Below are 25,327 nucleotides of genomic sequence, written 5' to 3'. Positions count from 1 at the left end.
CTCGAGCAGGCCGTGGTCGCGGCCCTGTTCACGGCCTTCGCGGCCGAGCGAGAGCTCGACGACGACCTGCTCCTCGGCGAGATCCGCGCCACCCGACCACTGGCCCAGACCATGGCCGAGAAAGTCGAGGGCCTGCGCGCCTGGGCGGCCGGCCGCGTCCGCAGCGCGCATTCGGACGAAGCGCGAGACTGAGAGACCCGCGGCCTCTCCTTAGAATGAGGTAGGTTGGGAGCGCTGACGGAGTCCTTTGAGAGGTGCGATGAGCCTGCACGAGCGGATCGATTGGCGCGACGTTCGGGGCATCCGCGTCGGACGCTTCGGCGGACGCGTGAACACGACCTGCATTCTGTGGCGTCTGGGCGAGACCCTGATCGACACCGGCCCCCCGAACGAGTGGCAGGTTGTCCGGCGGTTCGCCGATGAGCAGCCCCTCTCCAGAGTCGTCGTCAGCCATCATCACGAGGACCACGCCGGCAACCTCGAGCGCTTCGCCGCGGCGACCGGCCTGCCGCTGTTCGCGCCGCCGGAGAGCCTCGAACTGCTCGCCGGGGGCTTCCCCGTACAGCTCTATCGCCGCGTCGTTTGGGGCCGGCCGTCGCCGGTCGTCGCCCGGCCGCTGCCGCCCCAGCTCGAGCTCGAGGACGGCACGGTACTCGAATCCGTTCTGCTCGCCGGCCACTCGCCGGACATGACCTGCTTGCTGGACCGGCATCGCGGCGTTCTCTTCGGAGCCGATGTCTTCATCGGCAGGCTTCGCTATCTGCGCCGGGACGAAGACCTGGCTGGGATCATCAGCGGTCTCGAGCACGTTCTGACCTACGAGTTCGGAACCCTTCTGTGCTCGCACCGCGGCGTCGTCGAGCCGGCGCACGAGGCGCTCCGGGCCAAGCTCGACCATCTGGTCGCGCTGCGCGAGGAGGCGTTGGCGCTCTCCGCCCAAGGGCTGTCGGTGCGAGCCATAACCGGAAAGCTCCTCGGCCCCGAGGACATGATCAGCCGAGCGAGCTTCGGGCACTTCTCGAAGCGGAACCTCATCGCCCAGTGCCTCGCCGGGGGCACCTCCTAGTGTCTGGTCCAGGTCGCCAGCGGAAATGAGTAACGCAGGTAGAGCATAGCTAGCTCGGTATCACCGGTAGGTAGATGTCGGTGTGATTGAGACTCGACCCTGGTCCGACGTGCCGGATGAAAGCCAAGCGCATCGGCTTGAGGTCTACCGGCTTGGTCGCCGAAAGCTCGTAATCCAAGGGCGCCTCGAATCGGAAAGGTGTCCCTCCAAGACTCAGAGAGCTTTCGTCATTCGAAGGAACCTCAGGCCCGGTATGGCCACGCGCTTGGGCCACTGCGACTCGACGGCCATCCCGCGGCGCTCGTAGAGTTTGCGCGCGCCCTCATTAGCTGCTGAGACGTCGAGGGCGAGTCGGGTTGATCCGCTGGCGGCCGCCCGGTCCTCGATCGAGTCCATCAAGGTCGAACCGACGCCTTCGCCACGAAGGTCCTGGTCGACGGCGATGGCCTGGAGGTAGAAATCGCCATCGCCGACGGTGTCGATGATTCGCAGGAGCGGTGCGAACACTATGGATACGACCGTCATCCGCAGAGGAAACCTGCCCGCAGCCCGCTTCAGGGGCCCGTCCGAGGAACGGTGATGCTGCTCGGCGGTGTAGCCCGAGACCATTCCCACGGTGATTTCGTCACGTTCAGCGAAGGTCACGTTCTGGTAGGAGAGGTCGTGGTCGGGCCGCGTGAACGCCGTCGCGATAACGTCCACGGCGCGCCGACCGAGCATGAAGCGGAAGAAGCCCTCGGCTGCCTGGTCGAGGTAGCGAGCAAACTCCCGGCCCTCGTCGAGCGTGGGGTTGGCGGCTCGGAGCGTTGTCGAGTGCTGGCGCATGATCGCTATCCCTTGTCTTGCTCCTTCCGTTTCTCATCGTGGAGGATGAACGCCCAATCTAGCGCAGTTGACATGCAACCTTTTGGTTGCATATAGTGGCTCCCGTGGACGACGTCTTCCGAGCTCTAAGCCATCCGAGCCGCCGCTTACTGCTCGATCGCCTGTTCGCCGAGCGCGGGCTGACCCTCACGGCGCTGGCCGGCGGTCTGCCGATGTCGCGGCAGGCCGTCGCCAAGCACCTGGGGCTGCTCGAGTCGGCGAACCTCGTCGTCACGCACCGGCACGGGCGGGAGAAGCTCCACTACCTGAACCCGGTCCCCCTCGGGGACATCGTCCGCCGCTGGGTTGGCAAGTTCGAGGACGCGCGCCTCGAAGCCCTTGCCGACTTCAAAGAACACCTGGAGAGCGCATAGGAGAAACGCCATGCCTGACCGAGCTCCCGATTTCGTGTATGTGTCCTACATCGCCGCCCCTATCGACAAGGTCTGGAACGGCCTGATCGACCGGGAGCTGACCCCGCTCTACTGGAAACACACCAACGAGTCGGACTGGACCGTCGGCTCGCCCTGGCAGCACGTCAGCTCGGACGGAAGCGGCCGGGTCGACATCGTCGGCAAGGTGCTCAAGGTCGAAGCGCCGCGACGCCTTGTGATCAGTTGGTCCCGCCCCAACGAGGCGGAAGACGAGACCAAGGTCTCGACCGTGACCTTCGAGCTCACACCCCTCGGCCCCGACACGAAGATCAAAGTCATCCACAGCGGCCTGGAGCCCGAGTCCGACATGCAGACCGGCATTGAAGAAGGGTGGCCCGCGGTGTTCTGCAACCTGAAGACGCTGCTCGAGACCGGCAAGACCCTCTCGGACGAGCAGTGGAAGTCCGTGGAGGAGCAGGCCACGCGCGGGTGACGTCCGGCTCGATCCGACTAACCCAGCCTGGCTCGAGTTGCCTCTATCCTTGCTGAAACGGGTATCCTGTCACCGCGTTTGAGAAGCTACACGCGCTGGCCGAGCGGAAGCGCTCAATTCCCATAACGCTTCTTGAACTCCTCCTGGGCAAGACGACGCTTCTCTTGCTCCTCCGGACTGAGCTTGCCCGTGTACCAGGCGTGCTCGGGACGAGCCAGATGATCGTCGATCGCCTGCGCCAATCGCCGCGCAGCCTCGACACGGGTCGGGTCCTCGGAATGGAGGTTCGTCTCCACGATCTCCCGGAGCTCGGGTATGAACTTCGAGTACCAGTGCTTTGCCACTTCGTAGAGACCGTGCCAATGCGTGTAGTCGGGCGCCATCATCGATGCGCCGTGCCGCGCGACCCGGCCTTCGTGATGCCAGATCTCCCACCAGGTCCATTCGACCTGCTCGTCGAACTGGACCGGGGTGACGAGGTTGTTGTCCTTCAGCAGCTTCATGAAAGCCAGACCTGGCTCAGCGAACTTGCTGTTGTAGAGCTCGATGACGCCGTCGTACTGCTCGTAGAAATTGTCGACGTAGGGCCTTGTGTGGCAGACGGTGCAGACCTCGATCATGTTGGCCCGTCGCGTCTTCCAGCCGACCGCCGCCATTTTTGTCAGGCCGAGCTTGGCGTCAGAGACCTCCGGACGGATCGATGCCGGCGGACGGTTGTTCCAGCTGATCCGCAATCCGACATCATGGGTTACGGGAACGAAGTCGCCATCGGAAGTGCGCACGGCCGACATGTGACACGTGGCACAGGTTGGCGCCGCGGTGTAGTCCTCACCCAGAACCCATTTGGGGCTGTCGAGATTGAGCTCGTCTTCGTGCGCTTCGAAGGCGATCCCGTGCTTGGACTCTTCGTAGATCTCCTTTTGCGGATGATCGGGACCGAGGTGACACTTGCCGCAGTTCTCCGGACGCCGAGCCTGGGCGGCGGAGAACTCGTGGCGTTGGTGACACGCCGTGCACGCGCCGATCGAGCCGTCCGGGTTGACCCGGCCCATGCCCGTGTTCGGCCACCCGGTAGCTTTGAGCGAACCATCGTCATTGACCTCGACAACCGCGCCATGGCACTGCTTGCAGCCGCTGACGGTCAGAGCCGAGCCGCCGTAGAAGTTCGTGTCGCCCTCGACGACATCAGCCAGAAAATTGTCGAGCGAGCCGAGAATCAAACCGGCCTTGGCGTGATGACTCTCATCGAACTCATTGCGCTCCTTCTCGTGGCAGCGGGCGCAGTCCTGGGGCGAGACGATGATCGCGATCGTCGAGCCGTTGTGACCGAAGCCGTCGGCGTCGGCCTCGTCAGCGCGATGGCACTCGTAGCAGCCGACGTTGCCCCTATAGTGCTTGGAGCGACCCCACTGCTGATAGATCCCGGCGGTCGTGTCGGCGTGGCACTCGACGCAGAGGAGAGACTCCTCCGACATGGTGGTCGGGGTCACCTTGTCGGCACCCGACGGCCCTGCGACGAGCACTACCAGGACGGTAAGCAAGGCGAGACGGAATGAAAGCGGTGATCTCACGAACGCTCCTTTCTGCCGGATGGCGGGATCAGCTCGGCTGGCGAGAGAGACTCGCCGAATCGGCGGTGTCGGGGTTTCGTAGCCCCGGTCATGATGACGAGTTTAGCTCTACAGATAGGCGACTGGCGACTATTGGGCATGGGGAATGAGTATCCTGTCACCGCATTTCACAGGGGCCTTTTCCACCCACCCCAAAAGGTCGCTAAGGCTCCCCGCCTGGGCGGGTGTTGCGATCCCATAGCTCATCCGGAAACCTTGGATCTGGCGAGGAAGGAACTCTATCGAGAGGATCCATCGATGGTTCGTGGGCGCCACGCTGCAGCCGCCGCCGGCTTCTTTCTCGGATTCCTGGTCTGTGGAGCGGTCGGAGCGGCGGAGATCCGTGTGGAGGGGACGTGCACGCTGATCGATGCGATTCTGGCGGCCAACGCGGACGCTGTTTCCGGGGACTGTCCCGCGGGGAGCGGTGCCGATCGCATCGTTCTGACCTCAGTCGTGCAGCTCGATTCGGTCTACGAGGACCTGGACAACGGCCCGAACGGGTTGCCCCGGATTCTTAGTGAAGTGGTTCTGGACGGAAGGAACAATGTGATCTTCCGAGCCCCCGGGGCGGACCCGTTTCGCTTCTTCGAGGTGGGACCCTCTGGGATCCTGACGCTCGACAACGTGATCCTGTTCGGAGGCTATGGAGACAGAGACGGCGGGGCTGTCTACAACGACGAAGGGTTCGTGCACCTGAAGAACAGCACGCTGTGGTTCAACGAGGCTAGCGGCGAGGGAGGTGCGGTCTACAACGACGGTTCACTCGCTGCGGAGGACAGTTCTCTGCTCGATAACACCTCCCGCTTTGGGGACGGCGGCGCGGTCTACAACACCTTCGGCTCGACGGTCTCGATGTTGCGCACGACGCTCGAGGGGAACGAAGCGCAGATCGCCGGCGGCGCAATGCTGAACGAGTCCCACGGCACGGTGGCATTGAGCAAGTGCACTGTCGAAGGCAACGAAGCGATCAGCGGTGGGGGCATCGCTAACTGGGGCAACCTGACGGTAGTGTCCAGCCTGTTCTCCGACAACGAGGCTCAGAGCGGCGGCGGCGGCGGTCTCAAGGTCTATAACGGCTTTGGTACTGAAGCGTACATTGTCGACTCGACGTTCTCGGGTAACAAGGCCCACAGCGGTGGCGCTATCTTTAGTGGCGACAGCCTGACGGTGGAGCTGTCGACTTTCTCCGGGAACGAGGCCGACGGCCCGTTGCCTCCGATCTATGCCGGCATCGACGCCGATCCGTTCAGCGAGGCTTGGGTCGAGTCGACGATCATGGCCAACAGCATCGGGGGCGATCATTGCAGCGAGTTGTTTATCGACGATGGATTGAATAACTTCGGATGTCACGGAGACGAGGTGACCGGTCTCGACGCGACACTGAAAGACAACGGCGGCCCCACAGAGACCCATGCTCTCTACAACGCCAGCAACGCGATCGACGCGGCGGGCGCCTGTGACATCCCCGCGGACCAGCGGGGCATCCCGCGCGAGGGAGACTGCGACAGCGGCGCGTTCGAGTACGGGGAGTGCGTCGATTTCGTCCTGCGCGACGAGCAGGTCACGACTCATCGGCCCCTGTCGATCTGCGAGTACTTTTGGCTGGGGCCGGGCCTCAACGTGTGGGGGCCGTCGGGCCACCTGAGAGCGACAGTCGGCAAGAAGATCATCATTCGCAACGGGTTTTCCGTCCGGCAGGACGGCCAGCTGACGATCACCATCGACCCGGATCTGTTGCCTCCCTAGGCCGAGTCGAGATCCGTCAAGGCGAAGTCCTGGCCGACGAAGAGAAGCGGCAGACCCGAGACCTTTGCGGTCGCGTAGGTCAGGCAATCGCCGAAGTTGAGAGCGGCCCTGTGGCGGCCCCGTCCGTAGCGCTCGAAGGCCTCTCTAGCCACGCGCGCATGGGCCGCCTCGAACGGAACGATGTGAAGATCGAAGTACTCGAGCAGCAGAGCCAGTGTCGGCCGTGCATCCGGCCCCAGGCGAGCCGTGAGCACGATCCCGGCTTCCGCCCAAGTCGGCGCTCCAACGCCAAGCCAGTCGACATGGGCGACCACATCAAGCAGTCGCTCGTGTCCGGGCTCGCGAAAGATCAGCGCCAAGAGCGCGGAGCTGTCGAGAATCAAGAGCCTTCTTCCGCATAGCCTAGGATCTCTTCGCGCTCCCGCTTTGGAACGCCCTTGCCGATCTGGTCCTCGGGAATTCGAGGCCAGACGGTCTCTTCGAGAGCACGTACCAGAGCCGCCTTGCGCTCGTGGCTGTCGAAAACGGACCGTCGATCTTCGATCTTGGGTGCCCCGGCCAATTCAGCTGCCGGATACCGAGCCTCGGTCTCGCGCACCTCACCGGCGGGCCTCGCGCGGCGCGGCCCATCGAAGGGCACGAGCCGCGCCACCGGCCAATACCCCGGGCCCGGCTCGAGAAGAAGGTGGCACCTCTAGGGTGAGGTGGCTTCAGGGTGTTTTCGCGTCGGCCTTTGTCCGGGCTACCCAAGCCGGCACTGAATCAATGGTCTGTCGAAGATGCAGGTTCAGCTGCGCGGTTCCGTGCTGTACGTGGCGCAGGTTGTAGAGGAGCAGCTCGGCAAAACTGACTTCACCCCATCCGAACGAACAGCGTCGACGGGCCTCCTCCTCGGTCAGCGTCTCGATTGTCTTGTAGCACTTCATGCGACAGTGTTCGAGGTAGCTCTGGAGCTCGGCCCGTGTGTAGGGCCGTTCCGGGGGCTCGCCCTCAGGATCCAGCTCAGCGAGAGTGAAAGGCGAGGGCGGGCAAAAGCCTTCCACCTGGCCGGTCAGGTAAAGGTCAAGCCAAAAGAGTGTATGGAAGGCCAGATACCAAACTGGGTTTTTCTTGGAGTCGTCCACCCACAGTTCTTCGGGACACTCGGAAACTGCGTTCTCGAGCATCTCGATCGCGGCACCGAACTGCTGCCAGAGAATGGGCCTCCAGGTGAGGATATCCAACGTGGGCTCCCTTCACGGCACATCATAGAACGCCGCCGGCATCAGCACCCAGAATAAGTGGCTGGCACCTCTAGCTGGGGCCATCAACCGATCGCGACCAGGTATAGTGCCGCCCACGGTGATCGACTCGAAACCAACGAGATCGTCATGAACGGGGCCGCCTGGCTGGACGAGGTTCTCGCTCAATACCGGTACCGGAAAGACCAGTGTGAGCGAGCGATCGCCCAGGTGACCGACGAACAGCTCTTCGAGACCGTCGGTGAGATCCCGCTGTGCCTCGCAGCCCAAATGAAGCACCTGGGCGGCAACCACCGCTCACGCTGGCGGGACTTCCTGACAACCGACGGCGAGAAGGCCGATCGGAACCGCGACGGCGAGTTCATCGTCGAGGACGAGACGCCGGAGTCGATCCGGGCGACCTGGGACGAGGGCTGGCGGATCACCTTCGACACACTCGAGAGCCTGGGACCGGGGGATCTCGAAAGAACCGTCACGATACGCGGCGAGCCGCTGACGGTGGTCCAGGCTATCCAGCGCAATCTCACGCACCTCGCCTACCACACGGGCCAGATCATCTCGCTCGCTCGACACCTCGCGGGTGAGAGCTGGCAGACGCTCAGCATCGCGCCGGGCAAATCCGAGGCGCATAACGCCAGAATGCGCGAGAGGTGGGGCGACTGGGGCGGGTAACGATGCGGAAACACCTTTCAAACAGTCGGGTTGTTGTGGAATGCGCATCATACTGAAGAGTTCGTGCCCAGCCTGTTAGACGCACATTCGGTGACGGCTCTTCGGAGCTGATCGCCGATCCGGCGAAAAGGGTGGCACCTGTCGGTGGGGGGCGAAAAGGGTGGCACCTGTCGGTGGGGCACCTGTCGGTGGGGGCACCTGTCGGTGGGGGCACCTGTCGGTGGGGCACCTCTAATCTCGCACCTATCGCGCGGCCGACCCACTGCCGGCGGAGGTCACTCCTCCCGCCGTTCCTCCCACTGTCCCTCCGCCCACCTCTCCAACCCGTGCTGGGTCTCGTAGTGCTGTGCGAACCGCCTCGCCTTCGCGTCGCCGGCAAAAAGTCGCATCGGCGCCGTGAGGCAGCCTGGCGGTTTGCCGGCGGCTGGCTGGCCGCCACCGGTCATCGCCGAGACGTCGCTCAGCGTTTTAAAGCCCGCGAAAACCAGGAAGAAGCCGCGCGGTCCTCCGAGCCACTCCATTCCCACCATGCCGGATATGATTGTCAGATGGACGACGATCACGCGCCCGAGGACAAGGTTCGCGAGCCGCCTAACCCAAGCGAATGTGCGCGATGCCAGCCCGATCGCGTCGTAGAGAAAGCCCAGGAGCAGGAAGATCGAGATGACGCCCAGCCCCTGGAGAACCGCTATAGGATCGACGCCCGCGGCGTCGGGGAACTTCTCGGGGATCGCGAGAAAGAGAATCAGCGCTAGAAACAGCCCGTGACCGGCCGTAAGAATCAGCGCGGTCGACAGGAACTCCCAAAGGAAGCTACCGCTCCCCGCCTTTCGCATACCCGACGACAACCCCGCCTCCCAGTGTCCTCGTTTCTCGGTCGAGCGGCGGTGCAGCCAAAGGCGAAGACCGACAAGGAGTGCGATGAAGACGTTCTCGCACCAGTAGAGTGCGAGCGCCGTGGAGGCGGTCCACTCCGAGGCCAGCACCCCGAAGGCCGGCACCGAATTGACGCCGAGAACCTGAAAGAGACGAATACCGCGCCCCATTGTCCTTGCGAGGGTATCTCACGGCGAGACGTCGAGTCGTTCGCCTCTACAGAGAGCGCCAACATCTCCGCCCCCGACAACGCCTCCCCGGTTGTTGACTCCAACTTGCCCCTGACAGCGTCATGCAAAGACCAGAAAGAGCCAATTTCTACCTGCCCTCCTAGGAGCCCTTCTAGAAGAGGGTGGCACCTAGTCCCCCCGGGACTGCGTGGACGGAGTGCTGCGCATCGCGGGCGAGGGACCCTGCTTTCTCGCCACCATCACTCGCTCGGCCAGTGAACTCCACCCGGCGATCAGCACACCACGACCAGGTTCCCCGAGAATAGGTGGCTTTTAGCCACGCTAACATGATCCAACCCATGACGATGAAAGGTCTTGCCATGATTCGACTCGTCCGCGCATCACTCATGTTGACGCCGCTGCTGCTCTCCGTGCCGGCCGCCGCCCTTGAGATCGCCGTCTCGTTTTCAGCCGAGCAGAGCGAGGAGGCGATCGATGGCCGCGTGCTGCTTCTGCTCTCGACCGACGACAAGGACGAGCCGCGTAACCAGATCAGCTGGGACGTCACCCGCAGCATGCAGATCTTCGGCGTCGATGCGAACGGGATGAAGCCCGGCGACCTTGCGGTCTTCGGTACCGAAACCTTCGGCTATCCCGTCCGCCGCCTGGGGGACTTGAAGCGCGGCAAGTACTACGTTCAAGCCGTGCTCCACCGGTACGACACCTTCACGCGGGCCGATGGCCACACGCTGAAGCTGCCCGCCAGTTGGAAAGCCGGTCAGCGTTGGAACAGCGAGCCCGGCAATCTCTACAGCAATCCCCAAGAGGTCGAGATCGATCCCCAGGCGGAGAATAGCCTGCTGATCGAGCTCGACCAGGTGATCCCCCCCATCACACCCCCGGAGGACACGGAGTACATCCGTCACATCGAGATCAAGAGCGAACGACTCTCAGAGTTCTGGGGTCGGGAGATGACTCTCGGCGCCCACGTGCTCGTTCCGCGAGGCTTCGACGAGCTCCCGAACGCCCGCTACCCACTCATGATCTTCCACGGGCACTTTCCCGCCGACTTCGGCGGCTTTCGTACCGAGCCGCCCGACCCGGAGCTCGAGTGCACCTACAGCGAGCGCTTCAAGATCGACTGCTACAACCGCGTGCAGCAGCAGGAAGCCTATGATTTCCATCGGAAGTGGACCTCAGAGAACTTCCCGCGCTTCCTGATCGTCGAGATCCAGCACGCCAACCCGTTCTACGACGACTCCTACGCCGTGAACTCTGCGAACCTCGGCCCCTATGGCGATGCCATCACCTATGAGCTCGTGCCGGAGATCGAGAAACGGTTCCGGGGAATCGGCGAGGGGTGGAGCCGCTTCCTCTATGGTGGTTCGACTGGTGGTTGGGAGGCTCTGGCCGCACAGATCTTCTACCCCGACGAGTACAACGGCGCCTTCGGCGCCTGCCCGGACCCGATCGACTTCCGGGCCTATATGACGGTGAACATCTACGAGGATTCGAACGCCTACTGGCAGGAAGGCCCGTTCGGTCGAACCGAACGTCCGGCCCAGAGAGACTACCTGGGGCACATCACAGCAACCGTTCGGGACAACAACCATCTCGAGCTGGCTCTCGGCACGAAAGGCCGATCCGGCGATCAGTTCGACATCTGGGAAGCGGTCTACTCACCGGTCGGCAAAGACGGCTACCCCGCGCGGATCTGGGACAAGCGGACCGGCGAGATCGATCACGAAGTGGCCGAGCACTGGAAGAGGTACGATCTGCGGCGAGTGCTCGAGGAGAACTGGAAGACCCTGGGCCCAGAGCTCGAGGGCAAACTGCACATCTACTGCGGCGACATGGACAACTATTATCTGAACAACGCCGTCTATCTGATGGAGGAATTCCTGGAGTCGACCACAGAGCCCTACTACGGAGGCGTCGTGGACTACGGTGACCGCGCCGAGCATTGCTGGAACGGCGACCACGAAAACGGCAACCATCTCTCGCGGCTGCGCTACAACACGTTCTACCTGCCGCGAATCATGCAACGGCTCGCGAGGTCGGCACCGAACGGAACCGTCCTTCCCTGATGTGATGCCGGGCCTCTGGCCATGAGAGCCGCGCCCTCTCTGGACCTACTCCATCCCCCACCTCATGACCGAGAACCGCATCTCGATCACAGCTGCCGAACTACGATTCTCTAGCGGGGCACGAATAACACGCCCGTCCGGGGCTGATCCTGGCCTCGGCACGCGCGGGCGACGACCTCTCCCCGGTCGTTCAGATCGACCACGTCGAAGATCTCGAGATCGAGGCCGTTTTCGTCGATGACCTGCTGCAGGTCGACCAGCCCCTGGCCCGAGTCGAAATAGACAAAGAGCACTCCCTTGCGGGTCACCGTGCACCTGGGAGTACTCCAGGGCCGCCGCGTCTTGATCTCCGCGATGAAGTCACCGCGATCGTTCACGTCGATCACCGTGGCATGTCGAAAGGTGAGCTCGCTGCCTGTGTCCTCGAAGGCCTCCTTCAAGTTGACCGACTCGAACCCCCCGGCCGCGTCCCAGCTGAACACCGTGTCGCCGGATCGATCACGTATCGCTGTTCCGCGGACGACGCCGGCCTTCGAAATCCACCGCGCCCAGCCACTTTCAAATCCGCTCGGGAGGATGTCCACAAAGCCCTGCTTGGGCGTGTGGACGTAGGGCCGGGGCGGACCACCGCTATCGTATTTATGAAGCGCCGGCCGTGTGTAGTATCCGATCACCTCGCCGTTGGCGCCCAGCTCCTCCAAAAAGAACTCGAACCCCTCCGGTCCGAAGCGCTCGAGGCTCTTCCTTTGGCCCGGGATCAGGACGTTGGGATAGATCTCGAGGGCGAACTCACCGGCGTCGTTGACCCGGATCTCTTCGACCCACCCGGGAAGCCGTCCGTACTGCTTAGCAAGGTCGATCCATCCGCGGTCCCCGAGGTAGAGCAGAGCCGCTAGCCTCTTTCCGGCGCGCGGGCGAGCCACGCCGGCCAGATTGCCGCCATCGGTCAGATCGTGGAAGATGAAACCGTTTCGGATCCACCGCTTGGAACCCTTTCGAAGCAGGTCGAAACCGGAGTCGGGGTTGTAGAGAAAAAGCTCTGTACGCAGTTTTCCGCGCCAGTACGCCGGACGGAAAGTCTCGCCGAACGAGGTCCCTCTGCGGTTGACGAGGTAGACGTCAGTGACCAGAGTGTCGAAGGGATCCACGACGCTCGAAACGCCGGTGTCAGAATCGAAACGAAAGCCGGTCCAATAGTCGAAAGAGAAGGGGCTTTCTTCCTCCCAGAGCGACGCGCCCCCGACAACGCGGCCTCTGTTGTCGATCCCGGTCGGCTGGACGTCACGAAAATCTCCCATTCGGGTTTCGACGGGTGGTAGTTCGATGGCGGAGAAGCCGTCGGGGGCGGCGAATAGTGGAGCGGCACCGCCCGGCAAGCCGATTGAGAAGGGTGTCCCGAGCAGGCCGACAATGCCCGCCACTGCCGCAGTACGGGATCGGACGGAAGTCTCGAGCATGATCGGTACCTCCAGCCCGAACCCTATCAAGAGCTGTCCAAGGTGCCAGACACCTATCCCAGCACCGGGTCTGCGGCCGACACCCAATTCCCCGGATTAGGTGGCTGGCACCTCTACAGCACCTCTACACCACCAGCCGAATGCTCGAGATCGAGTTCGCAGCCCAAGAAAAGGGTGGCACCTCTATCTCGGCTAGCTATCTCGCACGCTTTTCCCAGCAGCGCTACGTATTGCCTCCCCAGATAGTCATTCCAGAAGAGCTGACCATAGTGCAGCCGCCAACACCGGGTTCTCGAATTCTTCTTTCCTCACTCCACCAACCAAGAAAGCCAAGCTATCGGGAAGCCACAGGAACTCCAACTCATCGCCCTTTTCTGCTCCTGGAATAGCTCTCACTAGGCGCTGCCTGTCTTGGGCGTTGTTTCCGCGATCAGGCAGGTCTGCGAGGTACTCGGAGAAGATCTCTTGCATGTCCTCTTGACCCACGTTGCGGACCATGTGCATCACAAGGAGCTTCTTCTCGGACTCCCGGATTATCCTGCGCCGCTGATCAAGACTGGGACTCCGCACGAACTGTCCACCAGGACCTTCGGTATAGAGCTGAGGTAACCTGATTGGGATCGATCCCCCACCCCATGACGGAGAACCGCATCTCGCTCACTGACGCCCTGTCCGATGCCTGGGATCGGATGAAGACGATTCTGTTCCGTCCGTTCGACCTCAAGAAGTGGATGGTGCTCGGGTTCACCGCTTGGCTGGCGGGACTGGCGCAGGGTGGGCAGAGCTTCAGCTGGAATGTCGGCGGCGGGGCGGACTCGAGCGAGTCGGAGGTCTGGGCCTCGGGCGGCTCGGAAGCTATGCCCGCGAGCGCGAGGCTGGAGACGCGAACCGACTGGCCCGACTGGGATCATTGGGTCCAGTGGCTGCTCGAGCATCCATTCTGGTTCGCGGCGGGTGTCTTCGGTTGCCTTTTTCTGCTCACGCTGCTTGTGGTGATCCTCTGGCTCTCGTCACGCGGCAAGTTCATGTTTCTCGACAACGTCGTGCACGACCGAGCCGAGGTGGTCCGGCCCTGGAACCGCTATCGGCGTCTCGGCAACTCGCACTTCGGCTTCCAGCTCGCTTTCTACGGCCTGTTCATGGTCATCGTGCTCGGGGCGGTGCTCTTGGTGATCGCCATCACTTCGGGCTCGGGTATGACCTTCGGCGCGCCCGGGGCCGGTCTGGGATTGATCGTCTTGCTGCCGGGTGTAGTTCTCGTCGTCCTCATCGCCGCCTACATTCAGTACTTCCTCGACGGCTTCGTGGTGCCCCTGATGTACCGCTACGACCTGAGGGTCCTGGACGCCTGGAGCCGCTTTGGCGAGCTCTTCCGCCGACACCCGTGGGCGCTGTTGCTCTCCGGGATGTTTCTTCTGCTGCTCGGCCTCGCGGCCATGGTGGTGGTCGTTGTGGCCGGTCTGCTGACCTGCTGCATCGGTCTACTCCTCGTGATCATTCCCTACATCGGGACGGTAGTCCTCCTCCCGATTCCGGTGACCTACCGCGGATTCACCGTCGCGCTTCTGGACCAGATGGACCCCGGGTACTTTCCGGATCAGCGCACAAGCGGTGACAGACCACTCCTTTAGGAAAGGCGGTTGCTCTGCCTTCGCTTCCGACTTTACGGACCGGCGGCCAGCGCGGCGATCTCGGCGGCACTCAGCGCCCGATCGTAGATGAGCAGCTCATCGATGAGCCCGTCGAAGAACCGGTCCTCGTCCTCGCGCTTGCCGAAGTGGACGGCTCGGGCGGACGAATCAATCGCGTCGGTCTTCGCCTGCGGCGTCGCGGCGTCCAGGACACCGTTCACGTAGATCCGCTTGTCGACGCCGTTGTAGACCGCGGCCACGTGCAGCCACTCGTTGTTGGTGAAGACGAAGTCCGAGATCATGTCCTGACCGTCGAGGCGGAAGCGGATGCGGTTTCCCTCGGTGTAGAGAGCGTAGACGTCCGAGCCTCCGGCATCGGTGCGCTTCGAGATGATCCGCGAGCCCACCGCGACGCCACCGGTATGCGGATAGATCCAGGCCGCGAGTGTGATCTCGGTCCCGGTGATGTCGAGAGCCGAGGTGTTGGCGACTAAGACGTGATCGGCACTGCCGTCGAAGTCGAGCGCCGTTTCACCGGAGCCGGGTACACCGGGAACCCAGCCGGCACCTACTACGGTGCCGTCGCTCGCGCCGGTCTCGTCCGAGGCGACCGGTCCCGAGCCCTCGTTCAGGCGCCAATGCCCGGCGAGCCCCGACCTCGGTGTCGCCGTGGCCTGGTTCGAGAACGGTGACGCTTTGGCGCTGACGTCCTCGGCTATGACCCGGTAGTAATAGGTCGTGTCGTTGGTAACCGTGGTGTCGACGTAGTCGCTCGGTGCGATCAGGCTCGAGACATCGGTGTAAGGCCCACCGGAGGTCGTCGACCGATAGACGCGATAGCCGGCGAGGTCGGGCTCGGTGTTATCCAGCCAGTCCAGGCTCACCTGTCCGTCTCCCGCCAGCGCTGTGAGCTGGTTCGGCGCCGCGGGCGGCGGGTCGCCGGGCGGAATCGCGTCGCCGATCTGGGCCACGAGCGTGCCTTCGACAGAGAAGCCGTTGTCTAGTCGGATGAGGTTGCCGGCCTTGAAGGTCGCGTCGCCGGTGCTGCCCACCACGAAACCGCCCGCCCCCGCCCGCAGCTCGTTGCAGGCCTCGAAGAGCTGCATTCCGGTTACGGTCTGGGGTGGAAGGTCAACAATGGAGGCGACCATACACGCCATGAACGAAGCGCCGCAGGTGGTGTCGACGACCATCCAAACGCGCCCATCCCAGCAGTCCGGATCCCCGGTCCAGTCGTCGAACTCGAAGCCGAAGTCGGGAGTTGTCGAAAGGTCGACCTCGCTCGCGAACATATAGTCTTCCTCGCAGTCCGTGCCGCAGTCGATGCCCGGTGGCGAGCTCGCGACCGAGCCATCGCTCGGAGGCGTGATCGTCAGGGTTCGGCTGGCCGCGTTCTCGTCACGAAGCAGGAGAACCCAGTCATCCGTGCTGGGCGGCGTGAGCTCATAGTCCGAACCTGCCGCGAGAATCCCGACCGAAGTCTCGAGCCCGGTTCGGGGATCGAACCAGGTCGCGTCGTAGTCGCCCAGAAGCCCGGTGAGCTTCACCTGAAGCGGGTTGGTCGATCCGGAGTCCCAAGTGTCGTTGGCGCCCAGGTAGAGGTAGACGATCGTGGTGCGTGCGGGGTCGGCGATGGCCCAGCCGTTTCCGACCAGAGAGCCCTCGGGAAAGAGAGAGCCGAAGACCCCGGCAAGCCTCTGGTCCGTGAACTGTTGGACGAGCCGGAGCCACTGCTCGGAATCAAGCTGGGTTTCGATACCGGCGACCGTGAACGGATTGTCACAGTTCGAGGGACCGCTGACGCAGTCGTTCGCGACGTTGTGGCGCACATGGAATCCGACACCGCCGGCGAGCAGCGCCTTCCAGCCCGTTCGCCGGATGTCGCCCGGCGTATGCCCGTTGATGCCGGTTCGGTCCTCGCCGAAGTTGTCGTTGTTGGCCGTGGCCTCGGCCGCGGCATTGAAGGCCGCGAGCATCCGGCTGAACTTCGAGTTCCGCTCGCCGACGCTGTTGTACGTCCTCACGCCGGCGCTCATGAACGACGTGTCCTGGCCGCTTTGTCCTCGGCTCGACACCGGGCGGCCGTAGGGGTCCAGGGACTTGACCAGGTTGCCGTACCAGTCGTGCCAGGTGGCGGCGGAGCCACGGTACTCCCAGATATCGATGCCGCTGTTGAAAAGGACGACCGGAAAACCCGCGAGCCGAGCCACAGCGTAGCGGACTAGGAAAGCCTCGGTGGCCGATTGGCCGCCGAAGGTCGGCTGCCCGCCATCGTCGGTGTAGAGCATCACGTCTACGCCGATGCCGCGCTCCGCCAGGATCTCGAGACGCTCCTCGAGCCGGTCCCAGAGGACGAGGTCCATCGTCTTGGAGGCGACGCTGTCGAAACAGACGTCGTCTTCACACAAACGGAAGTTCACGAGATGGATGTTGTTGGCCCGTAGGAAGTCGGCGAAGTCTTCGACCTCGGTGGTCGATCCGGCTCCGTGCATGAGCTGAGCAAAGACGCCGATCGGCACGACGTACCCCCCGTCCGAATAGCGCCATTTCTTGCCGGCGGAGGAGAGCAGTCCGCGGCGGGCCGAGGCGATGCAGTCGACCGAGCCGGTCTGATTGTCGAGGTCCGAGTCGCTCGACGAAGTCACCCAGCTCCATTCGCCGATCTTCGTGGGCATGAAGGCGAGCTCCCACGTCTCGCTGCCCGCGTAATAGCCGGGCAGGACGAGCTGGGTACCGCTGGTGGTGTGGGTGAAGGTGGCGTCGACTTCGAGCTCGAACGGGTTGCCCGAGAACGTGGCGTTGCCGAGGGACACGATGTGGCGGTCCCATTGACCCACCGGAACCTGGGCCTCAGCCGAGGCGGCGGGGACCAGAAGCAGGGCTAGGAGAGCAAAGTGGCGTCCCGGCATTGAAGGACCTTACTCGGCACCCCGAACGCTGCACGGCGGCGCAGGTCACACTAGGTATCGAGTCTACAAGGCTGACCTCGCGGCCTGACGCGGGCGAACCGGAATAATCCTGGCCCCAGGGCCCAGATTCTGCTTTCCGCCAGCGAACCGCTATTCAGAAGAACGACTGGGTTGCGACATTCTTCAAAGCGAGGGTTTCAACTAGAGGAAGGCTGGCACCTGGGAAGAAAAGGTGCCTGTCCCCTTTTCTTCCCGAGAACTGCTGAGAGAAGGGCGTTACCTCATGGGCCAAGGCATGGGAGATCTTGCGCCGAGCCACGTCAGAACGGACAAACCCCTCGGCTCACCTCGCAGGCCTTCCGTTGGCAGTCCTCGAATCGACCTGCACATGCACCGCTCCCGACGTACCAGTCCGGCCGCGTAGCCCGATCCGAACCCGCGAGCTCGAGCAGATTGAGTGCAAGTTGATTGATCGAGTGTTGCGAGAACGGATCATTCGACGAAAAGCGAAACGTCAGGCTCTGCTGGTGCCGCCGAAGCGGCCTCGACATTCCGCCCCATCCGCGGACCACGCCGCGAATCGCGGCGAGAAACTCCGCCGACTCGTTGATCTGATAGATGCGAGACTCAGCGCCCAGCTGGGGCCTGCAGCTGCAGGCCTCGCGTCGCTGCTCCTTTGAGAAGCCTTTCTCGCCAGTCACCGGGCTCGAATTGAAGACGATCGCCTGCAGAAACCGGCCGGGCTGGTCGTACAAGACATGCTGGGCCAGACCACCGCCGAGCGAATGCCCGGTCGTATAAAAGACCAGTTCTCGCCCAGGAAAGAGCTCTTCGGTTGCCGTCTCGACGAGGCGCCGCGCAGCCTGACGTGCTCGCGGGTACTGATCCTCGCCCCAACGCAGGAGCCATCGGCCATTGGATTTTAGGTCCTCGAGACCGTCCGTCCCTCGAAACGCGATCGCGATCTCTCTTTCGTCCCTCACCCAGACGCGGAAAAAGAGTCCGGTCTCATCTTGGCGTGAGGGCACAAGCTCATGCACTAACAGCGCCCAGCCCTGACGACGCAGCAGTTCCGTCAGCCGGTCCCAAACCTCGGCGTCCCGCGGCGACGCGAGATCTGTAGCGTCACCGCCCTGGTACGCGAGAGCCGACATCGCCGCAAAGGCAACGAACCGTCTGGCTACCGCCGCCTCGTCGTCGAGGAAGATTCTGAGACGCGATGATTCAACGTCTGGTAGCCCGGCCAGTGCCTTCACCACACTCCACCACGGGCAAGTGTTGACGGCCGGGCCGTCTGGGAACGGGCCGCCCTGCGCCGATGCCGGACGGTCACAGAAACTCAGGCTGACAATCAACGCCGCCGCGGCCGCGCTGATCACACGCATCGCGACTTCATCCGGAGCCTTTCGCACACATTGGGTTTTCAGAGACTTCGGTACTGAACTACGGCCCAATGCTTGAAACGGATTGTCGTGACTCCTTCTCCGCTAGAGGTGCTCGCTAGAGGGCACCCGTTTCTTCCAAATCTGCTCTTCTACACGCAGCGGCAGTCGCAGCGTCCCGTGGCCAGGTGGTACGTGTCCACGCACGTGTCCAACCAGAAGAAGCAAGCGGCTCCAGCGGTTGTGCAGGCGGTGCCCACGCCAGGTGTGCAGGTAGCACCAGCGGGGACAGGTACCGGTGGGTTCGTAAGAGCCGCTGGGGTGCCGTTGACCGTCGAGGCTCCGGCCGGGACGGCTCCTCCGGCGGCCCCAACGGGCGTCGTCGCGCAAAGAACAGGAATGAAAAATGCCAGTACCACAAGGATCGCCAGCAGAATGATCCCCGAAATGAGCCACTTGCATTTCGGACGTTCAACCTTCGGACTTCGCTCTTCAGTCAACAGCTGCCACCTTTCGTACTCCGAATGAGCTTTGCTTGGACTTGTTGACTAGGATGGAGCGCAGGCACGGTTTGTCTCAAAGTGAAGAAGAGGGTGGCACTCATAGTGGCAGAGCTGATCTTGGAGAAAGGTCAGCTATCATCCCAAGCATGAAGAAGAGCCTCGCCTACCTGCTGTCTCTTTTGCTTTTTCTTCTCGCGGCCGGAGCTTCGGCCCAGGAAGAACCCTCCGACAACCAGGAACGACCCGATCTGCTGACTTTCGGTCGGGGCACGGTGTTTGTCAGCCAGAAGGGACTCGCCGGCGGCAGCGCCAGCGGCGCTCTCCTGGCGATCAACGGCGACCCCTACAGGATGGCTCTCGCCGGCGATCGCCAACTACCGGTCGAGTTCGTCTTCAAGCTCCCCGCCAAGACCACCTTCGATCGCTTCGCGGTGCCCAACGTGGTGGAGCAGCCCGGTAACACGACCTTCGTCAAGAACGTGGTGGTCTCGGGTTCGCTGGAGGGACCGGACAGCGGCTACCAGGAGCTGGCCGCCTTCGAGCTCGAAACACACGGGCCGGACGAGCAGCTGACCGAGATCCTGCCCGAGATCCTGACACCGGTTCGCTGGATCAAGATCCACTTCGACGGGGGCATCCATTTCGGCGAGGGCGAGGAAGGAAAGACCAACATCTGGTTCAGCGAGCTCATCGGCAACGGCACCCAGGAACCACGCGAGCTCTCGACCGCCTTCGACGGCATCTGGGACTTCCGAACCGCCGAACGCCTCGACAAGCAGGGGATCCCGCTCGAGCTAAGCCAGACCGGGACAACGATCACCGGTTGTCTCGGCAGAATCGAGCTCCAAGGGACGGTCAACGGTGCGATCGCCCGGGCGACGGGCGTCGACACCAAGGACGGACGTCCGAGCGCCTTCATTTTCGTCGCCGCCGAGGACGGCTCGATTCAGGGGCTCTGGTCTCGCAACAAGGGCCGTTTTGCCCCGCGCACAGCGGTGGACGACCCGACGGTCACCTCGACGCCATGTTCCGAGGCGCCACCGGAACCGAAGGCTTGTGGGGCCTCGGTCTACGTGAACTTCGACGTCGACTCGGCAGTGATCCGACCCGAATCCGAGCAGGTGCTGACGGATCTGTACGACCGGCTGGTCGCCGAGGGGGCCGAGAAGGTCTCGATTGTCGGTCATACTTCGACCGAGGGGTCAGCGGAGCACAACCTCGACCTCTCCGAGCGACGTGCGCAGTCGGTCGTGAAGGACCTGACCGAGCGCGGTTTCGAGGCGGCCAACCTCTCCGCCACCGGCCTGGGCGAGTCACAGCCTCTGATCTCGCCCGACAACACGGAGACGGCTCGGACGCTAAACCGCCGGGTCGAGATCAGCTGCTCCGAGACTTGAGCCGTCATTGCTTTCCTCCCGGTCGCGCGGTTCGAGATCTTGCGACCCTCCTGGGCAAAGTCCTCTGACCCCACCTGGGCAGGCATCCTCCTCGGGGGGAAGAGGGAAAAAGGGTGCCTGTCCCCTTTTCCCTATTCTAGGATCGGCTCGACTACCCGATTCAATCACTGGAGCCCCAGATGCGCCGAGCACTGATCATCTTCACCGCCATGTTCTCCCTCACGCTTTCTTCGTGCGTATCCGAGACAACTGGACTCGACAACGCAGAGGCTTCCGCGGCGGATGAGTTCCATGCCTTGCTTGATGAGCACTGGAGCCGTTCCGTCGAAGAGAAGATCTACTTCCGCAACGATCCCGACGCCTGGCGAATGGATGGCCCGCTCTCGGAGCACACCACGGAGGCGCGTATACGGCGACAGCAATTCAACGAGCTGATGCTGGAGAAGCTCGCCGAGATCGACGCGGAGCTGCTCGGCAGGAACGATCGCGTTTCGTATCGACTATTCGAGTATGAACGCAAAACCGAGCGCGACAGCTACAACTTCTATGATCACCGGTTTCCGATTACCAGCTTGTTCGGCTATCACACCTATTTTGCCGAAGCCCCGGCCAACATGTCTTTTCTCACCGGCGAGGACTACGACAAGTACCTGGTCAGTCTCGCTGACTTCACGCGCTACAACCGGGAGCGCATCGCTGAGCTGAGAGAAGGCGTCGAAACAGGCTACACGCACTACTGCGAGAGCATTGCGGGCTACGGCGCGACCATTGATACCCACATCGTTTCGGAGCCGACCGACAGCGAGCTGTTCGTGCCGTTCGAGTCGTTTCCTTCGAACATCGATAACGCTCGCCGGGCCGAGTACATCGACAAAGGCACGGCACTCATCAACAACGTCGTCGTTCCCGGCTATCGGGAACTGAAGCAGTTCTTCGAGCTCGACTATTTTCCGAACTGCCGGAAGGAAGTCGGCATTACGGTGCTCGAAGGCGGCAGCGACTACTACCAGTACCTGATCGAGTACTTCACAACCACCAGCATGACGCCGGAAGAGATCCATCGACTGGGTCTGTCGGAGGTCGAACGAATTCGCGGTGAAATGCAGGCGATCATCGAATCCGTCGGCTTCGAGGGCGATTTTCGGGCGTTCCTCGAGTATCTGAGGAAAGAGCCTTCGTTCTACGCGAAGAGCATTCCCGAGTTGTTGGGGCGGGCGGCGCTGATCAGCAAGACTGCCGAAGGTGAGCTGCCCCGTTTCTTCACGCTCCTGCCGCGTGGTACCTACAGAATCAGCGCGAATCCGAACCGCGGCACTTTCTATATGCCGTCATCCGGCGATGGGACCACATCAGCCACGTACTTCGTCGGCACGGAGAGTCTGGACGCACAGCCTTTCTATACCCTGGAATCGCTCACCCTTCATGAGGGTGTGCCGGGGCACCATTTGCAGTCCGCACTCGCGATGGAGATCGGGCTACCCGATTTTCGCCGGACGTTGTATCACTCCGCCTATGGCGAGGGCTGGGGACTCTATTCGGAAAGACTCGGCAAAGAGATGGGCTTCTATCAGGATCCTTACAGCGACTTCGGGCGCCTGACCTACGAAATCTGGCGGGCCGTGCGACTCGTCGTTGATACTGGCATGCACGCGTTCGGCTGGTCCAGGCAGCAGGCTATCGACTACATGCTCGACAACACGGCGGCGAGCACGCTCGAGACGACTCGTGAGATCGACCGGTACATCACCTGGCCTGCACAGGCGCTGTCGTACAAGATCGGCGAGCTGAAGATCCGCGAGCTACGCAAGCGAGCCGAAACCGCCCTCGGTCCGGACTTCGACTTGCGCAAGTTCCACGACACGGTCGTCGGCAATGGCTCGGTCCCGATTGCCGTGCTCGAGTCGATCGTCGATGAGTGGATCTCGGAGAACACGGGCTAGCCGGTTCACTCGATGCCCCTCCGAGTGACCAGGTATGTGGCAAAGCTCCCCAGCCAGTGGCCGCCCTCGTAGTGCTCACCGGTGACCGACGCGAGACCGGCCTGCCGGTGGCGCAGCCCCGTCGCCTCGAGAGCGTCACGCCGCGGATCCTCTTCCGGCAGGCCGGAGGCGATTCCCTCGATCATCCACGCCCGGCTCAGGTTCAGACCGTCCAAGTGTGCGAGCTTGGGGTCGGTCGGGTCGGTCACCACCGCCGGCTCGATCCACGCGCCGAATCCGTCGATCGGAATGCCCGGTAAGAATCCGGTCAGCCAGGAAGCAAAGGGCATCGCATCGAGAACCCGTCGCATCAGATCGGCCTCGGCCAGGCAAGGCGAGAGAAAATCCTGCCCCGAGGGCTCATAGGCGAGCGGACAGTCCCGATCCGAAAGATAGAAATCCCGAACTCGGCCCGCGAGCAGATCCTCCATGTCAGGGTCGCCCGCAATCCGGGCCCAGTCGAGGATGAGGCCGAAAGCAAAGGCCGTCTGCGAGTGCTCGCCGACCCGGATCGGATGCGTGAGCTTTGGCAGCCACTCGCGAATCCGATCGGCCGCCACCTTCTCGAGGGGCGCGAGTTGCCGCGCCCACGCGTCCGCCTCCGGGTCGTCCCACTCCCGCAGCTCCCCGGTCAGTTGCAGCAGCCAGGCGAGGCCGTACGGCCGCTCGAACGACACTCTCCCCTCCCCCGAGAGATACTCGGCCTCGGCCGCGATCTTTGCCGGCTCCAGGCTCTTCGCCACCGCTGCCCGCGCCGACGCCGCGAACTCCTCCGCGGGTTGCGTCCGCGCCAGCCGCACCAAGAGCCAGTGGCCGTGCACCGCCGAGTGCCAGTCGTAACAGCCGTAGAACGCCGGCGTCAGCTCCCGGGGCGGACGCACGTCGCCGTCGCCCTGGAGCACGTGCGCGATCTTGTTGGGATACTCGCGGTGGAGGCAGTCGAGCGCGAGGCCGGCCAGATTCGCCGCCACCGCCCCGTCGACCTCGCCGGCCGCGGCCCGAGCCTCACCGCCCGGCAAAGTGAAAGCGGTTAGGAGCGCCAGCGCACTGGCGATCAGACGATTTCTCATCCGCGCAGAATATCCCAGGGCCTGATGGCACCCCCGGCGCGACCTCTCCCTTCGCCCGCCCGTTCGGGTGGCGCATTCTCAGCGTCGGCGGGCGTAGCGTTTTGAATTACCTCGCGAGAAAGGGTCACTTGCCGTCGGATTACCGAAGGGCGTCTTCAAGAACCCAAATTCAGAGAGATAGGAGGGTCTATGTCCGAAGAGAAGCCATTGAGTCTGGAACAAGCAGCGGCGTCGCTCATCACCCGTTTCGTGAACGCGTTCAACCGTAGTGATGAGGCTCTGTGCGAGGAATTCTACACAGAGGATGCTCTGGTCCTGTTGGCCGCCCGAGAGCCTTTGCAAGGCCATGACGAGATCAAGGCGGCGATGAGCGCGTATGCTGGTGCAAAGCTGACGCGATCTGATCCAATCGTCGTCAGCGAGAGCGGCGACCTGGGTTACTACGCGGTGCGATATGAGTTTGAGGCTCCGTCGGCCAGCGGCTCTGCTTCAAAAGAGACAGGCAAGAGTCTTGTCGTCCTTCGGCGTCAAGCTGACGGCTCCTGGAAAGTCGCGGTTGACGCGGCGATTATGGACGCCTGAGCGGCTAAGAAAAGGGTGGCACCTTTAAGCGGGGGCTCCTGCGGCACCTCAACAGGGAGCTAGGAGTTGCCTAGCTGAATCAGCCACTAGGCTGTCCTCAGAAGGGCTGACATTCTTGGTGCGATAGGTTTACGATCTACAACAATGCAGGTTGTGAGATTTCGTAAGAGACCGCGTTGACCTGGTCCCGCTTATCCTCTTTTCAGGACACGGGACTGCTCGGGGGCGGTTGGAAGGCGCCACAATGACACGATTTGGGAGTTCATTGATAGAAGCCCTTCAGGGAAGCATCGAGATCGGCAGCGCCATGGTTACTCCCTTCCTCAGGCCCCGACGCCGGAGATGGGGAGCGACCGACGAAGAACTCGAAGAATCCTATCCAGGCGACGAACTCGTCCCCGATCCAAAATGGACTGCCAATCACGCGATTTCGATCAACGCAACGCCGGAGCACATCTGGCCATGGATTGCTCAGATCGGCCAGGGTCGAGGCGGATTCTACAGCTATCAAAGGCTCGAGAACCTCGCCGGGAGCGAGATCGAAAACACCTCTCGTATCCTCGAAGAGCATCAGCACATTCGAGCGGGCGACCCGATCAAGCTGCACGTGGAGGCGCCGCCGATGACCGTAGCCATCGTCGAAAAACCCACGACTCTTGTGTTGCACGGCAATCCCGCCGAAGCGGACGGCAGCGCGGTGCTCTCGACCAGCTGGGCTTTCCTACTCCTCGAGCAGCCAGATGGGACCACAAGACTCCTCTCCCGAACTCGCTACCACCACAATGACGATTTCCGCTCTAAGCTTATGGGAGGTCAGTTGCTGATAGAGCCCATATCGTTCGTGATGGAGCGCAAGATGCTCAAGGTCATCAAAGCGCTCGTGGAGTCATCTGGACGCTGACTCTACTCGGCCCTTGCGAAGAACACCCGCTGGCCGTCGGTGGTGTCCTGGAAGGCGACGTAGACGTTTCGAGCCACCTCGACTACGGCCTGGGGGCGGAACTGATCATCGCTGTACCCCGCCACCGAGATGAGGAGGAGGATCTTGCGGTGTTTTCGGGCGCAACGATCGTGATGAAGGACGAGTATCAGTGAAGGTGCCCAGCCAAACTGAACGGCTGAGGCAGGCACGGAATCCAACTCGATTCCGTTGAGCGAGGGCTTCGGATCTACGCTCCGAATTATGCAAGCCCTCCGCGTGAGCCGCCGAAGCTG

At 62.7% G+C, this 25,327-nt stretch carries 24 protein-coding genes; 12 read left to right on the top strand and 12 right to left on the bottom strand.

The features are described from left to right. Positions 1-192, top strand: a 192-nt coding sequence (locus GY769_19085; GenBank protein ID MCP4204029.1) for an ATPase, incomplete at its 5' end; no start/stop codon positions are given. Positions 193-259: 67 nt separating this feature from the next. Next, complete coding sequence (locus GY769_19080) at positions 260-1,066, top strand: MBL fold metallo-hydrolase (protein ID MCP4204028.1); 807 nt, start codon at positions 260-262, stop codon at positions 1,064-1,066. A gap of 213 nt (positions 1,067-1,279) precedes the next feature. Here the strand turns inward: GY769_19080 and GY769_19075 are convergent, their stop codons facing one another. After that, the gene (locus tag GY769_19075) at positions 1,280-1,891 is read right to left on the bottom strand and encodes a GNAT family N-acetyltransferase (GenBank protein MCP4204027.1); all 612 of its coding nucleotides are present in this window, start codon (positions 1,889-1,891) and stop codon (positions 1,280-1,282) included. Between the two features lie 104 nt (positions 1,892-1,995). Here GY769_19075 and GY769_19070 point away from each other — a divergent pair, with 104 nt between their 5' ends. Continuing rightward, the gene (locus GY769_19070; GenBank protein MCP4204026.1) at positions 1,996-2,304 is read left to right on the top strand and encodes a helix-turn-helix transcriptional regulator; all 309 of its coding nucleotides are present in this window, start codon (positions 1,996-1,998) and stop codon (positions 2,302-2,304) included. Between the two features lie 10 nt (positions 2,305-2,314). After that, the gene (locus tag GY769_19065) at positions 2,315-2,797 is read left to right on the top strand and encodes a GntR family transcriptional regulator (GenBank protein ID MCP4204025.1); all 483 of its coding nucleotides are present in this window, start codon (positions 2,315-2,317) and stop codon (positions 2,795-2,797) included. Between the two features lie 113 nt (positions 2,798-2,910). On the opposite strand, the gene GY769_19060 is transcribed toward GY769_19065, so the two are convergent. Next, positions 2,911-4,368, bottom strand: coding sequence for a hydroxylamine oxidoreductase (locus tag GY769_19060; protein ID MCP4204024.1), 1,458 nt, complete (start codon positions 4,366-4,368; stop codon positions 2,911-2,913). A 297-nt stretch (positions 4,369-4,665) separates the two neighbouring features. Between GY769_19060 and GY769_19055 the strand changes: the two genes are divergently transcribed. Beyond that, positions 4,666-6,156, top strand: coding sequence for a hypothetical protein (locus tag GY769_19055; GenBank protein ID MCP4204023.1), 1,491 nt, complete (start codon positions 4,666-4,668; stop codon positions 6,154-6,156). On the opposite strand, the gene GY769_19050 is transcribed toward GY769_19055, so the two are convergent. The 3 genes from GY769_19050 to GY769_19040 form a co-directional block, all read right to left on the bottom strand. Next, entirely contained in the window at positions 6,153-6,539 is a 387-nt protein-coding gene (locus GY769_19050; protein ID MCP4204022.1) for a type II toxin-antitoxin system VapC family toxin, read from the bottom strand. The two genes, GY769_19055 and GY769_19050, sit on opposite strands and share 4 nt — an antisense overlap. After that, positions 6,536-6,796, bottom strand: coding sequence for a protein transcription factor (locus GY769_19045; protein ID MCP4204021.1), 261 nt, complete (start codon positions 6,794-6,796; stop codon positions 6,536-6,538). The genes GY769_19050 and GY769_19045 overlap by 4 nt, the downstream gene beginning before the upstream one ends. A 70-nt stretch (positions 6,797-6,866) precedes the next feature. Further along, entirely contained in the window at positions 6,867-7,379 is a 513-nt protein-coding gene (locus tag GY769_19040; protein ID MCP4204020.1) for a DinB family protein, read from the bottom strand. A gap of 147 nt (positions 7,380-7,526) precedes the next feature. Between GY769_19040 and GY769_19035 the strand changes: the two genes are divergently transcribed. Further along, positions 7,527-8,069: a DUF1572 domain-containing protein gene (locus GY769_19035; GenBank protein ID MCP4204019.1), complete on the top strand. Its 543-nt coding sequence runs from the start codon at positions 7,527-7,529 to the stop codon at positions 8,067-8,069. A 275-nt stretch (positions 8,070-8,344) separates the two neighbouring features. Here the strand turns inward: GY769_19035 and GY769_19030 are convergent, their stop codons facing one another. Further along, a complete protein-coding gene (locus GY769_19030; protein MCP4204018.1) occupies positions 8,345-9,115 on the bottom strand; it encodes a hypothetical protein in 771 nt (256 codons plus the stop codon). Between the two features lie 365 nt (positions 9,116-9,480). Between GY769_19030 and GY769_19025 the strand changes: the two genes are divergently transcribed. Then, on the top strand, positions 9,481-11,202 hold the full coding sequence (locus GY769_19025) for an esterase family protein (protein ID MCP4204017.1): 1,722 nt from the start codon (positions 9,481-9,483) through the stop codon (positions 11,200-11,202). Positions 11,203-11,312: 110 nt separating this feature from the next. Here GY769_19025 and GY769_19020 read toward each other — a convergent pair whose 3' ends face one another. Further along, entirely contained in the window at positions 11,313-12,659 is a 1,347-nt protein-coding gene (locus GY769_19020; GenBank protein ID MCP4204016.1) for a hypothetical protein, read from the bottom strand. Positions 12,660-12,905: 246 nt separating this feature from the next. Then, a complete protein-coding gene (locus tag GY769_19015) occupies positions 12,906-13,163 on the bottom strand; it encodes a hypothetical protein (protein MCP4204015.1) in 258 nt (85 codons plus the stop codon). Positions 13,164-13,294: 131 nt separating this feature from the next. On the opposite strand from GY769_19015, the gene GY769_19010 reads away from it, so the two are divergent. Beyond that, the gene (locus GY769_19010; GenBank protein MCP4204014.1) at positions 13,295-14,290 is read left to right on the top strand and encodes a hypothetical protein; all 996 of its coding nucleotides are present in this window, start codon (positions 13,295-13,297) and stop codon (positions 14,288-14,290) included. Between the two features lie 32 nt (positions 14,291-14,322). Here GY769_19010 and GY769_19005 read toward each other — a convergent pair whose 3' ends face one another. Together GY769_19005 and GY769_19000 are read right to left on the bottom strand one after the other, a co-directional pair. Further along, complete coding sequence (locus GY769_19005) at positions 14,323-17,199, bottom strand: DUF5060 domain-containing protein (protein ID MCP4204013.1); 2,877 nt, start codon at positions 17,197-17,199, stop codon at positions 14,323-14,325. Between the two features lie 320 nt (positions 17,200-17,519). Further along, positions 17,520-18,584 (bottom strand): hypothetical protein, encoded by a 1,065-nt coding sequence (locus tag GY769_19000; protein MCP4204012.1) that lies wholly within the window; start codon positions 18,582-18,584, stop codon positions 17,520-17,522. Between the two features lie 646 nt (positions 18,585-19,230). Between GY769_19000 and GY769_18995 the strand changes: the two genes are divergently transcribed. Both GY769_18995 and GY769_18990 read left to right on the top strand, forming a co-directional pair. Continuing rightward, complete coding sequence (locus tag GY769_18995; protein MCP4204011.1) at positions 19,231-20,481, top strand: OmpA family protein; 1,251 nt, start codon at positions 19,231-19,233, stop codon at positions 20,479-20,481. A 179-nt stretch (positions 20,482-20,660) separates the two neighbouring features. Further along, positions 20,661-22,421 (top strand): DUF885 domain-containing protein, encoded by a 1,761-nt coding sequence (locus GY769_18990; GenBank protein MCP4204010.1) that lies wholly within the window; start codon positions 20,661-20,663, stop codon positions 22,419-22,421. 5 nt (positions 22,422-22,426) lie between these two features. Here the strand turns inward: GY769_18990 and GY769_18985 are convergent, their stop codons facing one another. After that, positions 22,427-23,530 (bottom strand): DUF2891 domain-containing protein, encoded by a 1,104-nt coding sequence (locus GY769_18985; GenBank protein MCP4204009.1) that lies wholly within the window; start codon positions 23,528-23,530, stop codon positions 22,427-22,429. Positions 23,531-23,719: 189 nt separating this feature from the next. Between GY769_18985 and GY769_18980 the strand changes: the two genes are divergently transcribed. After that, complete coding sequence (locus tag GY769_18980) at positions 23,720-24,112, top strand: DUF4440 domain-containing protein (protein MCP4204008.1); 393 nt, start codon at positions 23,720-23,722, stop codon at positions 24,110-24,112. 244 nt (positions 24,113-24,356) lie between these two features. After that, on the top strand, positions 24,357-25,013 hold the full coding sequence (locus GY769_18975) for a hypothetical protein (GenBank protein MCP4204007.1): 657 nt from the start codon (positions 24,357-24,359) through the stop codon (positions 25,011-25,013). A gap of 2 nt (positions 25,014-25,015) precedes the next feature. On the opposite strand, the gene GY769_18970 is transcribed toward GY769_18975, so the two are convergent. Next, complete coding sequence (locus tag GY769_18970) at positions 25,016-25,243, bottom strand: hypothetical protein (GenBank protein MCP4204006.1); 228 nt, start codon at positions 25,241-25,243, stop codon at positions 25,016-25,018. Between the last annotated feature and the right edge of the window lie 84 nt (positions 25,244-25,327).

This window comes from bacterium (assembly GCA_024224155.1).
Classification (GTDB): Bacteria; Acidobacteriota; Thermoanaerobaculia; order Multivoradales; family JAHEKO01; genus CALZIK01.
This window is presented reverse-complemented; position numbering and strand designations above follow the sequence as displayed.

Bases quoted from the DNA above. Each gene is read 5' to 3' on its own strand.
- GY769_18975 (MCP4204007.1), top strand. From the start codon at position 24,357: ATGACACGATTTGGGAGTTCATTGATAGAAGCCCTTCAGGGAAGCATC.
- GY769_18985 (MCP4204009.1), bottom strand. From the start codon at position 23,530: ATGAGAAATCGTCTGATCGCCAGTGCGCTGGCGCTCCTAACCGCTTTC.
- GY769_19035 (MCP4204019.1), top strand. From the start codon at position 7,527: ATGAACGGGGCCGCCTGGCTGGACGAGGTTCTCGCTCAATACCGGTAC.
- GY769_19075 (MCP4204027.1), bottom strand. From the start codon at position 1,891: ATGCGCCAGCACTCGACAACGCTCCGAGCCGCCAACCCCACGCTCGAC.
- GY769_18980 (MCP4204008.1), top strand. From the start codon at position 23,720: ATGTCCGAAGAGAAGCCATTGAGTCTGGAACAAGCAGCGGCGTCGCTC.
- GY769_19065 (MCP4204025.1), top strand. From the start codon at position 2,315: ATGCCTGACCGAGCTCCCGATTTCGTGTATGTGTCCTACATCGCCGCC.
- GY769_19030 (MCP4204018.1), bottom strand. From the start codon at position 9,115: ATGGGGCGCGGTATTCGTCTCTTTCAGGTTCTCGGCGTCAATTCGGTG.
- GY769_18990 (MCP4204010.1), top strand. From the start codon at position 20,661: ATGCGCCGAGCACTGATCATCTTCACCGCCATGTTCTCCCTCACGCTT.
- GY769_19000 (MCP4204012.1), bottom strand. From the start codon at position 18,584: ATGCGTGTGATCAGCGCGGCCGCGGCGGCGTTGATTGTCAGCCTGAGT.
- GY769_19080 (MCP4204028.1), top strand. From the start codon at position 260: ATGAGCCTGCACGAGCGGATCGATTGGCGCGACGTTCGGGGCATCCGC.
- GY769_18995 (MCP4204011.1), top strand. From the start codon at position 19,231: ATGAAGAAGAGCCTCGCCTACCTGCTGTCTCTTTTGCTTTTTCTTCTC.
- GY769_19015 (MCP4204015.1), bottom strand. From the start codon at position 13,163: ATGCACATGGTCCGCAACGTGGGTCAAGAGGACATGCAAGAGATCTTC.
- GY769_19025 (MCP4204017.1), top strand. From the start codon at position 9,481: ATGAAAGGTCTTGCCATGATTCGACTCGTCCGCGCATCACTCATGTTG.
- GY769_19055 (MCP4204023.1), top strand. From the start codon at position 4,666: ATGGTTCGTGGGCGCCACGCTGCAGCCGCCGCCGGCTTCTTTCTCGGA.
- GY769_19005 (MCP4204013.1), bottom strand. From the start codon at position 17,199: ATGCCGGGACGCCACTTTGCTCTCCTAGCCCTGCTTCTGGTCCCCGCC.
- GY769_19020 (MCP4204016.1), bottom strand. From the start codon at position 12,659: ATGCTCGAGACTTCCGTCCGATCCCGTACTGCGGCAGTGGCGGGCATT.
- GY769_19010 (MCP4204014.1), top strand. From the start codon at position 13,295: ATGACGGAGAACCGCATCTCGCTCACTGACGCCCTGTCCGATGCCTGG.